Source organism: Conexibacter sp. CPCC 206217, assembly GCF_030646165.1.
Taxonomy (GTDB): Bacteria; Actinomycetota; Thermoleophilia; order Solirubrobacterales; family Solirubrobacteraceae; genus Conexibacter.
In genome coordinates, this window is record NZ_JAUTDO010000014.1 from 35,311 (window position 1) to 50,438 (window position 15,128).

General features: G+C 73.5%; 16 protein-coding genes. 14 read left to right on the top strand and 2 right to left on the bottom strand.

The window, feature by feature from the left end; all coding sequences use genetic code 11:
- Positions 1-90 precede the first annotated feature (90 nt).
- The 9 genes from lipA (at position 91) to Q7L65_RS25710 (ending at position 7,313) form a co-directional block, all read left to right on the top strand.
- Positions 91-1,071: a lipoyl synthase gene (gene lipA, locus Q7L65_RS25670; protein ID WP_304726009.1), complete on the top strand. Its 981-nt coding sequence runs from the start codon at positions 91-93 to the stop codon at positions 1,069-1,071.
- 85 nt (positions 1,072-1,156) lie between these two features.
- Entirely contained in the window at positions 1,157-1,738 is a 582-nt protein-coding gene (locus Q7L65_RS25675; RefSeq protein ID WP_304726011.1) for a rhomboid family intramembrane serine protease, read from the top strand.
- Positions 1,735-1,914 carry a hypothetical protein gene (locus Q7L65_RS25680; RefSeq protein WP_304726012.1) on the top strand — a complete coding sequence of 60 codons (180 nt, stop codon included), beginning with the start codon at positions 1,735-1,737 and terminating at the stop codon, positions 1,912-1,914. Before Q7L65_RS25675 ends, Q7L65_RS25680 begins: the two co-directional genes overlap by 4 nt.
- 94 nt (positions 1,915-2,008) lie before the next feature.
- Complete coding sequence (locus Q7L65_RS25685; protein ID WP_304726017.1) at positions 2,009-2,701, top strand: MBL fold metallo-hydrolase; 693 nt, start codon at positions 2,009-2,011, stop codon at positions 2,699-2,701.
- Positions 2,701-3,261 (top strand): TetR-like C-terminal domain-containing protein, encoded by a 561-nt coding sequence (locus Q7L65_RS25690; RefSeq protein ID WP_304726020.1) that lies wholly within the window; start codon positions 2,701-2,703, stop codon positions 3,259-3,261. Before Q7L65_RS25685 ends, Q7L65_RS25690 begins: the two co-directional genes overlap by 1 nt.
- Positions 3,262-3,363: 102 nt before the next feature.
- The gene (locus tag Q7L65_RS25695) at positions 3,364-4,389 is read left to right on the top strand and encodes a D-alanyl-D-alanine carboxypeptidase family protein (protein WP_304726022.1); all 1,026 of its coding nucleotides are present in this window, start codon (positions 3,364-3,366) and stop codon (positions 4,387-4,389) included.
- 138 nt (positions 4,390-4,527) lie between these two features.
- Positions 4,528-5,739 (top strand): acyl-CoA dehydrogenase family protein, encoded by a 1,212-nt coding sequence (locus tag Q7L65_RS25700; RefSeq protein WP_304726024.1) that lies wholly within the window; start codon positions 4,528-4,530, stop codon positions 5,737-5,739.
- Positions 5,736-6,914, top strand: coding sequence for an acyl-CoA dehydrogenase family protein (locus tag Q7L65_RS25705; protein WP_304726025.1), 1,179 nt, complete (start codon positions 5,736-5,738; stop codon positions 6,912-6,914). Before Q7L65_RS25700 ends, Q7L65_RS25705 begins: the two co-directional genes overlap by 4 nt.
- A 48-nt stretch (positions 6,915-6,962) precedes the next feature.
- A complete protein-coding gene (locus Q7L65_RS25710) occupies positions 6,963-7,313 on the top strand; it encodes a YbjQ family protein (protein ID WP_304726026.1) in 351 nt (116 codons plus the stop codon).
- Between the two features lie 133 nt (positions 7,314-7,446).
- Here the strand turns inward: Q7L65_RS25710 and Q7L65_RS25715 are convergent, their stop codons facing one another.
- Positions 7,447-8,235 carry a DUF3891 family protein gene (locus Q7L65_RS25715; protein WP_304726028.1) on the bottom strand — a complete coding sequence of 263 codons (789 nt, stop codon included), beginning with the start codon at positions 8,233-8,235 and terminating at the stop codon, positions 7,447-7,449.
- 81 nt (positions 8,236-8,316) lie between these two features.
- Here Q7L65_RS25715 and Q7L65_RS25720 point away from each other — a divergent pair, with 81 nt between their 5' ends.
- Both Q7L65_RS25720 and Q7L65_RS25725 read left to right on the top strand, forming a co-directional pair.
- Complete coding sequence (locus Q7L65_RS25720; protein WP_304726030.1) at positions 8,317-9,318, top strand: ABC transporter ATP-binding protein; 1,002 nt, start codon at positions 8,317-8,319, stop codon at positions 9,316-9,318.
- Positions 9,319-9,387: 69 nt separating this feature from the next.
- Positions 9,388-10,590 (top strand): ABC transporter permease, encoded by a 1,203-nt coding sequence (locus Q7L65_RS25725; protein ID WP_304726031.1) that lies wholly within the window; start codon positions 9,388-9,390, stop codon positions 10,588-10,590.
- A gap of 132 nt (positions 10,591-10,722) precedes the next feature.
- Here the strand turns inward: Q7L65_RS25725 and Q7L65_RS25730 are convergent, their stop codons facing one another.
- The gene (locus tag Q7L65_RS25730) at positions 10,723-11,766 is read right to left on the bottom strand and encodes a hypothetical protein (protein WP_304726032.1); all 1,044 of its coding nucleotides are present in this window, start codon (positions 11,764-11,766) and stop codon (positions 10,723-10,725) included.
- A 134-nt stretch (positions 11,767-11,900) separates the two neighbouring features.
- On the opposite strand from Q7L65_RS25730, the gene Q7L65_RS25735 reads away from it, so the two are divergent.
- From Q7L65_RS25735 to Q7L65_RS25745, 3 genes are all read left to right on the top strand, one after another.
- The gene (locus Q7L65_RS25735; RefSeq protein ID WP_304726034.1) at positions 11,901-12,986 is read left to right on the top strand and encodes a response regulator transcription factor; all 1,086 of its coding nucleotides are present in this window, start codon (positions 11,901-11,903) and stop codon (positions 12,984-12,986) included.
- A 166-nt stretch (positions 12,987-13,152) separates the two neighbouring features.
- Entirely contained in the window at positions 13,153-14,067 is a 915-nt protein-coding gene (locus Q7L65_RS25740; protein WP_304726036.1) for a helix-turn-helix transcriptional regulator, read from the top strand.
- Positions 14,052-15,062, top strand: a complete 1,011-nt coding sequence (locus tag Q7L65_RS25745; protein ID WP_304726038.1) for a helix-turn-helix transcriptional regulator — start codon at positions 14,052-14,054, stop codon at positions 15,060-15,062. Before Q7L65_RS25740 ends, Q7L65_RS25745 begins: the two co-directional genes overlap by 16 nt.
- Positions 15,063-15,128: the final 66 nt, after the last annotated feature.

Below are 15,128 nucleotides of genomic sequence, written 5' to 3' on the forward strand. Positions count from 1 at the left end.
GCACCCGCAAGCGGGTCGTGAAGCGCCGGAAAACGCCGCGCTGGAGCCCGGAACGTCGTTCGCGCAGCGGTGTACTAGCCTTAGCGGATCGTGAGCGCGACTGACGAACGCAAGCATCAGACCCGCTCCCGCTCGAATCCCGGCGGGATGGACGTGCTGAAGGTGCTCGGCCCCGACGTGCGCCCGTTCCGCGAGCGCAAGCCGTCGTGGTTCAAGGTGCCGGCCCCGGGTGGCCCCAAGCACCGCGAGCTGACGAGAATGATCAAGGCGGAGAACCTCAACACCGTGTGTGTCGAGGCGGCCTGCCCGAACGTCGGCGAGTGCTGGGAGCGTGGCACCGCGACGTTCATGATCCTCGGCGAGACCTGCACGCGCCGCTGCGGCTTCTGCAACGTGCAGACCGGCAAGCCGACCTGGAACGACCCGCTCGAGCCGGCCCGCGTCGCCCGCTCGGTCGCGAAGATGGGGCTGCGCCACGCGGTCATCACGTCGGTCGACCGCGACGACCTGCCGGACTACGGCGCCTCCGCCTTCGTCGGCACGATCCGCTCGATCCGGATGCAGGCGCCGGACTGCAAGGTCGAGGTGCTGACGCCCGACTTCCGCGGCCAGGAGATGCCGCTGGCGAAGGTGATCGCCGAGCGCCCGGACGTCTTCAACCACAACTGCGAGGTCGTCCCGCGCCTCTACCCCGTCGCCCGTCGCGGCTCGAAGTTCCTGCGCTCGGCGCGGGTGCTGAGAAACGCGAAGCTGATGGGCGGCGACGAGGTGACGACGAAGTCGGGCCTGATGGTCGGCCTGGGCGAGACGTTCGAGGAGATGGTCGAGACGTTCGAGATCCTGCGCGAGCACCACGTGCAGGTCCTCACGGTCGGCCAGTATCTGCGCCCGACCGAGCGCCACCTGCCGGTCGTGCGCTACTGGCACCCGGACGAGTTCAAGGCGCTGGAGGACGCGGCCTACAAGCTCGGCTTCGACCACATCGCCGCCGGCCCGCTCGTGCGCTCCTCGTACCACGCCGACCAGCACGTCCCGCAGCAGCAGCCCGGCGTCGGGCCGCTCGCCGCGTAGTAGCCTGCGGCTCCGCGGGTTTCCGGCGCGCACGCGGCGACGCGACGCGCGGTCGTGGAGCCCGCACCGCCGCACCGCGACGCACGTGCTCCCGCTCAAGGACAACCTCCCGACCGATCGTCTGCCGATCGTCACGATCGCGTTGATCGCGGCGAACGTCGCGGCCTGGTTCGTGCTGCACGACGGCGGCTTCCTCGTGCTGCTCGTCGACGTGCTGTTCATGTGGTGGTTCGGCCCCAGCGTCGAGGACTCGATGTCGCGTCCGCGCTTTGCGCTGCTGTGCCTGCTCGGCGGCGGCGTCGCGTTCGGCCTGCAGGCGCTGCTGGACGGCGACGCGGTCGCGCCGGCGGCGACGGTCGGGGCGATGGGCGCGGTCGCGGCAGTGCTCGGCGGCTACGCCGTCCTGTACGCGCGCGCCCGCGTCCTCAGCGTCGTCCCGCTGCCGCTGCTGGCCGGGCTCGTCGAACTGCCGGCGCTGGTCCTGCTGGCCGTGTGGTTCGCGCTGCAGGCGCTGCTGGCGGCGACGTCGCTCGGCGACGTCGCCGGTGACGGCGGGGCCGCGTTCCTCGCCCAACTCGGCGGCTTCGGCGTCGGCCTGCTTGCGATCAAGTTGCTCGTGCAGCGACCGAAGCCGATTCCCGCCCATGCTCGCGGCGCGCTCTCGTGAACACGAGAAACGCGATTCTGGGCGCGTCGCTGGCGTTCATCGCCGTGCTCGCGTTCCTGACGCTGCGTGACCTCGTCGTGAACGGGGTCACGGCGCTCGGGGTCGTGTCCGTCCCGGTCGTCGCGATATTGGCGATCGGCGTGATCGGGGCGATGGGTCAGCCGCCGCGCAGATAGCGCGCCGGCGCGCCGCTTTCGCGGCGTCGAGTTGACAACCTAAGAGCATTAGGTAATCTCCTAAGAACATTCGGAGATGACTTGGAGGTTCCCCATGCGCACCACGAGAGTGACCGAGCAGATCGCCCAGCTGACCCGCTTCGGCCTGATGAACGCCTACCTCGTGCGCGAGGACGACGGCTTCACGCTCGTCGACACGATGGCGGCGGGCAGCGCCGGCGGCCTGGTGGGCGCGGCCGCCGAACTGGGCGCGCCGATCCGCCGGATCGTGCTGACGCACGGCCACGGCGACCACACCGGCTCGCTCGACGCGCTGCGCGCCCGACTCGGCGACGCGGTCGAGGTGCTGATCCCCGCTCGCGACGCACGCATCCTCGCCGGCGACAGAACGTTCGATCCCGGCGAGAGCACGCGCAAGCTCAGAGGCACCTGGTCGAAGGTCGCCACGCAGCCCGACGTGCTGCTGGCGCCGGGCGACCGCGTCGGCAGCCTCGAGGTCGTCGCCAGTCCCGGCCACACGCCCGGGCACGTCGCGCTGCTGGACACCCGCGACCGCGCGCTGATCTGCGGCGACGCCTTCAGCACGATCGGCGGCACGACCGTCGCTGGCGCCGGCAACTGGCGCTTCCCGCTCGTCGCGTTCGGGACCTGGGACGGGGAGCGGGCGTTGCAGAGCGCGCGCGAGCTGCGCGCGCTGGAGCCGACGCTGCTGGCGCCCGGCCACGGCCGCGCGGTGCCGGCGCCGGCGCGCGCGATCGACGAGGCGCTGGCGAAGGCGGCGCGCTGATGGCCCGCGCCGGTCTCACCCCCGCCGCCGTCGTCGACGCAGCCGCCGCGCTCGCCGACGCCGACGGCCTCGACGCACTCACGCTCGCACGGCTCGCCGCCGCGCTCGGCGTGCGCACGCCGTCGCTCTACAGCCACGTCGGTGGGCTCGACGACCTGCGCCGCCGGCTCGGCGCGCGCGGCGCCGCCGAACTGGCCGAGGTCGTCGGCGGCGCGGCCGTCGGCAAGGCGCGCGGCGACGCGCTGCGAGCGGCCGCGGACGCCTACCGCGCCTACGCGCTGGCGCATCCCGGCACATATCTGGCCTTGCAGCAACCGCCGGATCCCGACGACCCCGATGCCGTCGCGGCCGGCAGCGCGGCGGTCGGGGTCTTCGCCGCGCTGCTGTCCGGCTACGGCCTGGAGGGATCGGACGCGATCCACGCGATCCGCGGCGTGCGCAGCGCGTTGCACGGCTTCGTCGCGATCGAGACGAGCGGTGGCTTCGGGATGGCGGAGGAGGTCGACGAGAGCTTCGCGCGGCTCGTGGCGCTGCTCGACAGAGGGCTCAGCTCGGCGTGACGCCCGGCGGTCGGTCTCCTCGTCGGGCTGCTCGCCGGCGCCTCAATTCGCGGTGACGCCCGGGCGCTGCGCCAGCGGGGTCGGCCTGCCATCCTCTCTCGCGTGTCCGTCCATCGCGGCAGACGGCGCCGCGGGCGCTCCTTGCGCCTGGGTTGGACCGCGCTCGCGTGCGCGGTCGCGCTCGTCGTCGCGGGCGGCTTCGTCGCGCTGCGCAGCGACCGGCTCGACACCGCCGCGGGCGGTCGCGGCGGCCCGATGGGACCGGCGCCCGCAGCCGCCGCCACCGGCAGCGGCCCGCTCGCAGACGCTCCGCCGACGCCGCAGCCGCACGACTGGGCGCGGATCCCCTCGCCCGACACGGTCGTCACGACGAGACTGCGCAAGCCGCCGCGCAGCGGCCTGCTCGTCGACGCGGCCACGGGTCGCGTGCTGTGGCGCGACGAGCCGGAGCTGCGACTGCCGATCGCCAGCGTCACGAAGATGATGACCGCGCTGCTTGTCGCGGAGCGCACGAGCCCGCGCGATCCGGTCCCGATCACGCCCGAGGCGCTCGCCTACGCCGGCTCCGGCGTCGGCATGCTGCCGAGAGGCCGTCGCGTGCAGGCCGAGACGCTGCTGTACGGGCTGCTGCTGCCGTCCGGCAACGACGCCGCGATCGCGCTCGCGCAACACATCGCCGGCAGCGTGCCGAGATTCGTGCGGTTGATGAACGCGCGTGCGCGTGAACTCGGCCTCAGCTGCACCCGCTTCGCCTCCCCCTCCGGCATCGTCGACCGCGGCAACTGGTCGTGCGCGCCGGACCTCGCGCTGCTGGCGCACGAACTGCTGAGCAAGCCGCGCCTCGCGCGCGTGGTGCGCACGCGGCTGACGGCGATGCCGCTGCCGATCAGAGGCGGCAGAGTCTGGCTCGCCAACCACAACCCGCTGCTGCTGGCCGGCTACCCCGGCGTCGACGGCGTCAAGACCGGCTTCACCGACGCCGCCGGCCGCTGCTTCGTCGGCGCCGCCCACCGCGGCGACAAGAGACTGATCGTCGTCCTGCTCGACTCCCCGGATCCCGGCAAACAGGCCGCGCGCTTGCTTGACGCAGGCTTTGCTGCATTAGCGAACACCCCTACGCACAATTGACACACTTTCCACGATAAATAGCGGCGACAGATGAACACCCCGGGCGGGAGGAGGCGATCGGGCACTGCCGGGTTGGAGTCTCGCGGCCGGTATCGTGCTCGGCCAGGAGATTTGGCCAGCCAGCCAGGAAGGAGCGACGTGGATCTCAACGACACGCCAGAGCAGGCCGCATACCGCAGCGAGGTGCGGGCGTGGCTCGACCAGAACGCCTCGCACGCGCCGCATGAGCGGGGGACCGGCGACGATGCGGAGGCGGTTGCCGCGCATCGCGCGTGGCAACGGCGGCTGGCGGAGGCGCGCTACGTCGGCGTCACCTGGCCGGCGGAGCACGGCGGCGGCGGCCGCGGACCGCTGGAGCAGGTGATCGTCAACCAGGAGATCTCGCGCAAGGGCGTGCCCGGGATCCTCGACGTGATCGGCGTCGGGATGCTCGGCCCGACGATCATCGCGCACGGCAACGACGCGCAGAAGCAGCGCTACCTCGGCCCGATGCTGCACGGCGACGAGGTCTGGTGCCAGCTCTTCTCCGAGCCCGCGGCCGGCTCGGACCTCGCCGGCGTGCAGTGCCGCGCCAAGCGCGACGACGACGGTGGCTGGCGGATCACGGGCCAGAAGGTCTGGACGACGAACGCGCAGTTCTCCGCCTTCGGCCTGATCCTCGCGCGCACCGACGCCGACGTCGCCAAGCACAAGGGCCTGACGATGTTCATCGTGCCGATGGACGCCGCCGGCGTCACGATCGTGCCGCTGCGCCAGATCTCCGGCGAGCCCGAGTTCAACGAGGTCTTCTTCGACGACGTGCGGCTGGAGCCCGGCAGCGAGGTCGGCGCCGTCAACGGCGGCTGGGGCGTCGCGCTGACGACGCTGATGTTCGAACGCCTGACGATCGGCGCCGGCAGCGAGGGCCTCGGCTACCGCGCCGACCGCTTCGCCGCGGCGCTCGCCTCCGACGAGGCTGCCTCGGCGGACTCCGAGGTGCGGCGGGAGTTCGGCGAGCTGGCGAGCGAACTGCTCGCGCTGCGCTTCAACGGCTACCGCCTCTTGACGGCGCTCAGCCGCGGCCAGATCCCCGGCCCGGAGGCCGGGCTCGGCAAGGTCACGGCGGTCAACGCCGCGATCGCGGCCGGCGACCTGATCGCCGACGTGCTCGGGCCCGACGCGCTCGCCGAAGGCGAGTGGGCGGACCTGATCTCGTTCCTGCCGGGCCTCAAGTCGGCCGGCGGCACCGAGGAGATCCTGCGCAACACGATCGGCGAGCGCGTGCTCGGGCTGCCACCCGAACCACGGCTGGACAAGGGCGTCCCGTTCTCGGAGCTGCGCGCCAAGGAGCGCCAGGAGGTGAAGGCATGAACTTCGAGCTGTCGGACGAGCAGGTCTTCCTGCGCGAGGCCGCGCGTGACGCGCTCGGCCGTGTCAGAACGGTCGAGGCCGCGCGCGCGGCCCTGGAGGGCGAGGCGCTGCCGGACCTGTGGCCGACGGCGTCGCAGGCGGGCTGGACGGGCCTGCTGATCGACGAGCAGCATGGCGGCGCGGAGTTGGGCGCGCTCGACGCGATGCTCGTGATGGCCGAGGCCGGGCGCGTGCTGGCGTCCGTCGCGCTGCTCGGGCACCTGCCCGCGACGGCGCTGCTGAACGTGGACGGGCAGCATCCGAAGCTGCTCGCGGCGCTCGCCGCCGGTGAGCAGCGGGCGGCGTTCGTGCCGCTGCGTCCCGGCGACGACCGCGATCCGGCGTGGACGGCCGAGCCGCGCGGCGGCAAGCGCCGCGCGGCCGCGCCGACCGTCGGCCCGCTCGCGAGCGGCGACGACGCGGAGGGCGGTCGCTATGACGCGACCGTCAGCGGCGAGGTCGCCTGGGTGCCGGACGCGCCGGGTGCCGACGTGCTCGTCGTGGTCGCGCTCGACGGCGACACGCCGGTCGCGCTGCTGGTCGGCGGTGACGCCGACGGCACTCCGGCCCGGGGCGTCAGCGTCGAGCCGACGACGGCGTACGACGCGACGCGCGCGCTCGGCCACGTCACGCTCGACGGTGCGCGCGCTCGGCGCCTGCAGGTCGGCGCCGACGAGCTGGCGGCGGCCTGGTACCTGACGCATGCGCTGATCGCGGCCGAGTCGCTCGGCACGGTCGAGGAGTCGCTGACGCGATCGCTCGAGTACGCGAAGGAGCGTTACACGTTCGGCCGCGCGATCGGCTCCTACCAGGCGGTCAAGCACGCGCTGACAGAGGTGCTGCGGCGGCAGGAGAACGTGCGCTCGCTGCTCTACTACGCCGGCTGGGCGCGGCAGGACGCGCCGGCCGAATTCGCGGTTGCGGCCAGCGCCGCACGCTCGGCCGCGGGTGCGGCGCTCGACTACGCCGCGCGCGAGCTGATCTCCGTCCACGGCGGGATCGGCGCCACCTGGGAGCACGACGCGCCGCTGTTCTTCCGCCGCGCGCAGCTGTCGCGACGGCTGCTCGGCGGCACGGGAGACGCGACCGACCGCGTCGCCTCCGAGCTGCTCGCCGCGGCGCACGCGACGGCGTAGCGATGTCTGCCAGCGGCCCGTCCGGGGCCGCTGGCAACGTTCGCCGTCATGAGCGACGACGACATCATCATCACCACGATGAACGACCTGCCCGGCTACGAGATCGTGGAGGTGTACGGCGAGGTGTTCGGCCTCGTCGTGCGGGCGCGCAACGCGTTCGGCAACATCGGCGCGTCCTTCCGCACGATCGCCGGCGGCGAGGTGAAGGGCTACACGAAGCTGCTGACCGAGTCGCGCAACCACGCCGTCGAGCGGCTGAAGGAAGCCGCCGGCGAGCATGGCGCCAACGCCGTCATCGCGATGCGCTTCGACTGCAACGACATCGGCAACGTGATGAGCGAGGTCGCCGCCTACGGCACCGCCGTGACCGTGCGGCGCGCGTACGCGAACCCGGCCTGAGCCCAAGCGGCAGAAGCCGGCGGGAAGCGGCGGGCAAAGAGGTGAGGACCGAAGGGTTACTGCTGTAGAGCCGCAGTAGACCTTCGGTGCTCGCCGCCGCCGGCGACGTGCGGCCCCGCCGCCGCGACCGCCCCTACGGCTGCACGAAGATCCGGACCGTCTGCGGCGTCGCCGCCGCGAAGTCCTCGCGGAACTCGGCGTCGGTCGCCCATGTGCGCTTGGGGACCAGGCGGCGCACCATCGTCAGCGCCAGCGATCTGTCGGCGAACGGGTACGGCGAGAAGCGCAGACGCCAGGGACCGAGCGGGTCGATCGTGACGCGCAATCTGCCGCCGCCCTCGATCGGGACGTCCTCCGCGGCACCGCGCGCCGTGCCGCTCTCGAGGTCGCCGAGGCCGCAGAAGAGCGAGACGAGGTCGGCGACCTGCAGCAGCGCATAGTCGTGCCAGCGCTCCTCCTCGGAGACGTCGAGTTGCGCCGCGAGCGCGGCCTGGCGCTCCTCCTCCTGGTCGCAGAAGACGTCGGCCATCGCGCGCAGGTCCGGATCGAGTCTCATCTCGCCCGCGGGGACGACGCCGTAGCGGCGGCGGTAGAGGCCGCTCATGTGCATCGAGACGAGCAGCCCCGCGTACGGGTCCTCGTCGCAGACGACCTCGACGCCGGCGCGGTAGAAGGCGAGGTGCGGCGCAACCGCGACGCCGAGGAAGTTCTGCGGCGCACCGCTGTCGGGATCGATCCGCGGGCGCCGGTCCCAGACGCTCCAGCCGTCGTCGTGGCGCGTCGCCGCGAGCACCGCCGACGCGTGGCGGGCCGGCCGCGTGAACCCCTCCCCGCCCCACGCGGCGACGAGCTGCCCGGCGAGATCGCCGTGGTCGGGCTGCAGGACGATCTGCCAGGCGTCGCCGGCGTCGCGAACGAGCATGGTGCGAGCCTACCCCGCGCGACGGTCCGCGCGCGCTCATGGAGCGTTTACGCGCCGTTGCAAGGGGCAGCATCAGCCTCGATGTCAGTAGGTTCCGCCGCCGTGCTGCAGTGCCGCGATCTCCACCTCCGCTATGGCTCCGTGGTCGCGCTCGACGGCCTCTCGCTCGACGTCGAGCCGGGCCGCATGACCGGCTTCGTCGGGCCCAACGGCGCCGGCAAGACGAGCACGATGCGAATCGTCCTCGGGGTGCTCGGGGCCGACAGCGGGACGGTCAGCTGGAACGGCCGGCCGCTCGACGCCGACGACCGCCGCCGCTTCGGCTACATGCCGGAGGAGCGCGGCCTCTACCCGAAGATGCGGATCGCCGACCAGCTCGTCTACCTCGCCCGCCTGCACGGGCTCGACGGCACGCAGGCGCGCCGCGCGACCGACGACCTGCTCGACCGGCTCGGCCTCGCGGACCGCGCCCGCGACGAGCTGGAGTCGCTCTCGCTCGGCAACCAGCAGCGCGTCCAGCTCGCCGCCGCGCTCGTCCACGGCCCCGACCTGCTGGTGCTCGACGAGCCGTTCTCCGGCCTCGACCCGATCGGCGTCGACGTGCTCGCCGGGGTCCTGCGCGAGGAGGTCGAGCGCGGCGCGCCGGTGCTCTTCTCCTCCCACCAGCTCGAGCTGGTCGAGCGCCTCTGCGACACCGTCGCGATCGTCAAGGACGGCCGCATCGTCGCGGCCGGCGGGGTCGAGGAGCTGCGCCGCGAGCACCGCCGCCGGATGGTCCGCGTCGAACTGGAAGGCGACGACGGGCGCGCGGGGAACGCCGGTTGGCTCGCCGGCCTGCCCGGTGTCGAGGTCGTTCCGCGCGCCGGCGACGGCGAGCGCGGCGTGCTGGTCGCGCTGGCCGACGACGCCGACGCACAGCACGTGCTCGACCGCGCCCGCGCCACCGGGCCGGTGGCGCACTTCAGCTTCGTGCTGCCGACGCTCAGCGAGCTGTTCCGCGAGGTCGTGACCGACGCACCGGCGGCCGGTGAGACCAACGCACGCGCGCGTGACGCGCCGGCTCCAGCGGCGGCGCGGGCATGAGCGAGCGACCGACGAGGTCGCAGCGATGAGCGACCGCGGCATCGGCCCGTGCCCGGCGAGGCCGGCCGCATGAGCGTCGGCAACGGCGGGCGCAGCAGCGTCAACCCCCGCTGGCTCGTCGCCCGCCGCGAGCTGACCGAGCGCGCGCGCAGCCGCGCGTTCCAGATCGGCACCGCCGTCCAGATCGTCGCGATCCTGATCGTGCTCGCGATCGCCGCCTTCACCGGCGGCGGCGAGGACACGAAGAAGGTCGCGCTCGTCGGCGCGGCCTCGCAGCCGTACGCGCAGGCGCTGCAGGACGCCGGCCCCGCGCTCGACGCGACGATCGAGACGCCGTCCTACGACGACGCGGCCGCCGCCAGACGCGCGGTCGACGACGGCGACGTCGACGCCGCGGTCGTCGACGGCAGCCAGATCTTCGTCAAGGACGATCCCGACGACACGCTCGCCGCGGCCGTGCAGGCGACGCGCCGTCAGCTGGCGCTGCGCGACGCGCTCGACAGAGCCGGCGTCCCGCCCGCGCAGCTCAACAGCGCGCTCGACCCGCCGCCGCTGCGGGTGCGGGTGCTCGAACCCGGCAACGCGGATCGCGGCGCGCGCCAGACGATCGCGTTCGTCGCGGTGCTGCTGCTGTACATGGCGATCTTCACCTACGGCCTGTGGGTCGCGGGAGGGATCGTCGAAGAGAAGGCCTCGCGCGTGATCGAGGTCGTGTTGAGCGCGATCAGGCCGCGCGAGCTGCTGGCCGGCAAGATCGTCGGCCTCGGCGTGCTCGGGGTCGCGCAGTTCCTGCTCGTGATCGCCGTCGGGCTGCTCGGCGCGAGCCTGCTCAACGCCGTCGACCTGCCGCACGTGACGGTCGGCTGGGTCGCGATCGTCGCGCTCTGGTTCCTGCTCGGCTACGCGCTCTACGCCTGCGTCTACGCGGTCGCCGGCGCGCTCGTCTCGCGCCAGGAGGACCTGCAGTCGAGCACCGGCGCGCTCAACATGGTCGTGGTCGGCTCCTACATCCTCTCGTTCGTCGCGCTGCAGGACCCCGACGGCGGGCTGATGACGACATTGTCGTTCCTTCCGCCGAGCGCGCCGATGGCGATGCCGGCGCGCTGGCTGGTGAGCGACGTGCCGCTGTGGCAGCTGCTCGTCTCGATCGCGATCAACCTCCTCAGCACGGTGCTGCTGCTGCGGCTGGCGACGACGGTCTACTCGCGCGCGGCGCTGCGGATCGGGCCGAAGCTGTCGCTGCGCGGCATGCTCGCGCGCGGCACGGCGTAGATCGCGCGCGCGACATGGCGAACAAGCAGCTGGAGCAGGCGGGCAACCAGCAGCTGCTGCAAGGGCGGACCAGGGGCGGTGCGGAGTCCACTTCCGCACCGCCCTGTCCTCCCGCCCTCACGGTGAGGCCACCTACCGCCGTGCTCTCGTCCGCGCCGCCGGCACCGTGAGTCTCTTGACGAGCGTGTTCGCGCCCGGCGCTGTCACCGTTACCCGGTAACTGCCGCCGCTCAATCTCCCCGGCAGCGCGAATCTCACCGCGCCCGCTCTGCGCGCGACCGCTCTGAGGCGCCCGGCGCCGGTGCAGACGGTGCGCCGCGGTCTGCGTCGCTGCGTCGTGCAGCGCTCCAGCCGCGCCGTCACCGTGACAGGCGCGCTCGTGCTCAGCGTCAGCGTTCGCCCTCTCAGCCCCAGTCTCGACAGCACCGGCGCTGCCGGCTGCTGCGGCTGCGGCTGAACAGGAGGCGGCTGCACTGCCGGCGGCACCGGCGGGGTCTGCGGCAGCACCGGCGCCGGCGGCGGCGTCGCCTCCCAGTCGACCTGCAGCAGCACCTCGTAGCCGTCCATCCAGCCGACGTCGGTGTTGGAGTTGCCGTTCGTCAGCTCCGGGTGCAGGAACGACGCGGCCGGCGCGCTGAGGTCGAACGTGCCGTGCGTGCCGAAGTCGTGCACCGGCAGCGAACCCGGCCCGACGGCGCTGACGACGACGATGTCGTTGTACTGGCCGCCGCGGCGGTTGGGATCGAGGCCCGTGCTGGCCGGCAGGTCCAGCGGCACGGTCGTGACCGCGTTCGGCGCCGGCGTGAAGATCGGCCCGCTGCTGCGATGCGTGCAGCAGAGCCCGCTGCCGGAGCTGATGATCGAGATCCGCAGCGGCGCGGGATTGGCGCCCGAGCGCACGCGCGCGGCGGTCACTCTGCCGTCGCCGCCCGGCACGTAGGTCGAGGCCGTCGTCAGCGGCGCCGCGAACCACATGCACGACGTGACGTTCGTCGCCAGCAGCTGTATCCCGCCGCCGAAGCCCGGATACGGGCGCGCCTCGCAGCCGAACGGGAGGTTCGCTGTCTGGTCGAGTCTGCTGCCGAAGGTGACGGCGCCGGCGCCGCCTGTCGCCGGGCCAGCCAGACCGAGCGCAAGCGCGGCGAACGCGGCCGCGAGCACGAGTGCGCGTCGCATCAGCAGCCGCCCGCCTTCGCGAGCGGGAAGGTGCGGCGGCGCCGGTGGACGGGTGGACACGGGCACTACACGCCTCCTTGCGGGCGGGATCTACGTGGAAACTGCGTAGGCGCTGCGGGTACTCTCAGGCGGCGATGAGCGCGCGCACGGAAGCGATGGAGCAGCGGCTGGTGACCCTCGTCGGCGACGCCTACGGGTTCGCCGACCTGGACGAGTTCCGCCACGGGATCCTGCCGCTGCTGCGCGAGGCGGTGCCGAACGACTACGCCGCCTACAACGAGGTCGACGACGACCCGGAGCGGATGATCGGGATCTCCGAGCCCGTGCTGCCGGCCGACCTGCCGGTGCGCTGGGCGCGACTGGCGCACCAGCATCCGGTGCTCGAATACGTGCGTCGCACACGCGACGGCCGGCCGCGCCGGATATCGGACTTCGTCGACCACGAGACGTTCCAGCGGACCGCGCTCTACCGCGAGATCTACCAGCCGATCGGGGTCGCGACGCAGGTCGCGTTCACGCTCCCGTCGCGCCCGCCGGTCGTCGTCGGGATCGCGCTCAGCCGCGGGCCGGAGGACTTCAGCGACGACGAGTGCACGCTGCTCTCGCAGGCCCGTCCGCACCTGATCCAGGCGTACCGCACGATCGAGCTGTCGACCGCGCGGGCGGCGACGCTGGCGGCCCTGGAGCGGGGCCTCGACGCGCTCACGAACCCAGTGCTGGTGGTCGATTCCCACGGTCGCGTGAACTTCGCGACCGACGCCGCGCGGCTGCTGCTGGCCGACCGCCTCGACCTCGACGAGCAGTTCTCGCGCCTGCCGCAGCCGCTGATCGACGCGCTCGCCCGGCGCGGTGCGCGCAGCGGCGGGACGCCGCCGACGGAGCCGCTGCTGCTGGGCGCCGGCGAGACGGCGCTGACCGTCCGCGTGCTGCCCGGGCCCGACGGCGACGGCACCACGATCCTGCTGCTGGAACCGGGTACCGGCGGCATGAGCGCGACCGCGCTGCAGGGGCTCGGGCTGACGGCGCGCGAGGCCGAGGCGCTGCGCTGGATCGCGCTCGGCCGCTCCGGCCCGGAGGCCGCCACGCTGATGGGGATCTCGCCGCGCACGGTCGAGAAGCACCTCCAGCACGTGCACGCCAAGCTCGGCGTCGCGACCAGCTCGCAGGCCGCCGCGACCGCCTGGGCGGCGGTCGGCGTACGGCATCCGCGCGGCCGCTGAAGGCACACGCCGGGTCTCCTGCTGCGCGCTCACGAGGTTGAAGGGTCGCGCGTCTGAAGGGGTCCCACCAGAGGTCAGAAGTGGGTACGCGGTCGCCCGCCGCCGGGCCCGCGTGGCGATGCGGCCTGCTAATGATGGATCGACGCTGCGAAGGAGCGACGAAGGCGTGGATCACGGACAGGACCACGAGGGCGAGCAGGACCGGCGCGGTCAGCGGCCGGCGGGTGCGGGCGGGCGGGCGGACGCGGCGCACCGGACGGGCATGGGCGCGCGCGAGCTGCTGCCGTTGCGCGTCGCCTGCCTCATCGGTCTCGCCGACTCGCTCGTCGCGCTGATGACGGCGCTGCTGTCGCGGCCGGATCCGGTCAGCGTCGTCTGCGGGATCGGCTTCGTCGCCGCCTGGACGGCGGCGCTGGCGACCGCCTCCCGCTGGGCCGCGCCCGTCGCCGCGCGCGCATGGCTGCTGGTGCCGCTCGGCGTCGTCGCGCTCGTGCCGGCGCTGTTCGACGGCGGCTATCCCGGCAACCTCGCGACGCAGCCGATGTGGATCGTGCTCGTCGCGGCGGCGCTCGCCGGCTGGCGCGTGACGGTCGCGACCGGCGCCGCGCTCGCACTCGGCAAGCTCGCGGTCTTCGTCGTGACCGGCACCTCGCTGACCGGCCTGCTGCCCGGCGGCGGCGAGCCGGACGAAGCGACGACCGCGACGCTCGCCCCGCTCGCAATCGCCCTGCTCGGCCTCGTCGGCGTGGCGGCACTGCGGCGGGTGCAGGCGGCGATGGGCGCGGCGACGGCAGCGGCGCCTGCGGCAATGGGACCGGCATCAGCGGCGGCGACCGCCCACCCGACACCGGCGGCCGCGGCGCGCACGGCGCCGGCCCCCGCGCCTACCCGCTCGCCACGGCTCAGCCCGGCCGAAGAGGCCGTCGTCGGCCTGCTCGCCGACGGGTTGACGCCGAAGCAGATCGCACACGTGCGCGGGACGTCGCTGGCGACGGTCCGCACGCAGATCAAGCGCGCGAAACGCACGACGCAGGCGCGCACGCTCGACGAACTGGTGGCGAGCGGATGGCGCCCGACCTGAGGCGCACCAACCACTCGCGCGCGCTGCCGGCCGGGTTCGGCCGCGGTCCGAGCGATGCCGTGGAGGCCGCGGGCGACACAGCGGCGGATCCGCGCCCGGCCGATGCCGCCGCACCGGATCCGCGGCGGGTCGGCGGCGCCGTCCCCGAGCCGCGCCTGGCCGCCGCCGACAGCGTGCGCTTCGCCGCGTTCGAGGCCGGGCTGCTCGGCGTCGCGGCGGCGACCGTCTACGCGCTGACGCTCGTGCTGCTGCGGGCAAGCGGCGCGGCGGCGGTGTTCGGCGCCGGCTGCTGCGCGCTGCTGCTGATCGCGCTCGCGGTCGCCGCGCGCGATCCCGCGGTCGCGTTCGTGACGCTGCAGCGCCGCCCGATCGTCGTGCCGGCGCTCGGCGCAATCGCGGGGCTCTCACTCGCCGCGCTCGGTCCCGACAACCGCCTGCTGTTCCTGCCGATCCTGCTGCTCCTCGCCGCGCTCGGCATGACCGCCAGCCCGCGTCGCGCGCTCGCCGCGAGCGCGCTCGCGACCGCCGGCCTGCTCATGCCGCTGCTCGCCGATCCCGACGCGATCAGCGACCGCCGGCTGCTGGTCCTGACCGCCGCGGGTCTGCTCGCGATCCCACCCCTGCTGGCCGCCCTCGTCGCCCGCGCCGGACGAGCGACGACACGAGACGAGCCGGTCCCACCGAACACCGCAGGTTCGATGTCGTCTGACGACATCGAACCTGTCCTCTTCCTCGCGGACGCGCCGCCGAGACCGGCCGCGACCGACGGGTCGCCGCTGACTCCGCGCCAACTCGAAGCGGTCGCGCTGACGGCGGCGGGGCTGCGGCATGCGGAGATCGCGGAGCGGCTGGGGGTGTCGATCCACCAGGTGCGGCGGTTGCTGCGGCAGGGGCGCGAGCGCGTTGACGCGAGCACCACACGCGAGCTGGTCGCGTGGGCGATGATGCGGGGGATCGTCGGTCCTGAGACCGAAGCGAGACCCTCGGACGACTGACGCGGGGGTCCAGATCCACTTTGATGTGCGCCGATGCACGCACGGACACCGAATCGGAGGAGGCAC

Bases quoted from the DNA above. Each gene is read 5' to 3' on its own strand.
- Q7L65_RS25685 (WP_304726017.1), top strand. From the start codon at position 2,009: ATGCGCACCACGAGAGTGACCGAGCAGATCGCCCAGCTGACCCGCTTC.
- Q7L65_RS25690 (WP_304726020.1), top strand. From the start codon at position 2,701: ATGGCCCGCGCCGGTCTCACCCCCGCCGCCGTCGTCGACGCAGCCGCC.
- Q7L65_RS25705 (WP_304726025.1), top strand. From the start codon at position 5,736: ATGAACTTCGAGCTGTCGGACGAGCAGGTCTTCCTGCGCGAGGCCGCG.
- Q7L65_RS25710 (WP_304726026.1), top strand. From the start codon at position 6,963: ATGAGCGACGACGACATCATCATCACCACGATGAACGACCTGCCCGGC.
- Q7L65_RS25715 (WP_304726028.1), bottom strand. From the start codon at position 8,235: ATGCTCGTTCGCGACGCCGGCGACGCCTGGCAGATCGTCCTGCAGCCC.
- Q7L65_RS25720 (WP_304726030.1), top strand. From the start codon at position 8,317: ATGTCAGTAGGTTCCGCCGCCGTGCTGCAGTGCCGCGATCTCCACCTC.
- Q7L65_RS25725 (WP_304726031.1), top strand. From the start codon at position 9,388: ATGAGCGTCGGCAACGGCGGGCGCAGCAGCGTCAACCCCCGCTGGCTC.
- Q7L65_RS25730 (WP_304726032.1), bottom strand. From the start codon at position 11,766: ATGCGACGCGCACTCGTGCTCGCGGCCGCGTTCGCCGCGCTTGCGCTC.
- Q7L65_RS25735 (WP_304726034.1), top strand. From the start codon at position 11,901: ATGAGCGCGCGCACGGAAGCGATGGAGCAGCGGCTGGTGACCCTCGTC.
- Q7L65_RS25745 (WP_304726038.1), top strand. From the start codon at position 14,052: ATGGCGCCCGACCTGAGGCGCACCAACCACTCGCGCGCGCTGCCGGCC.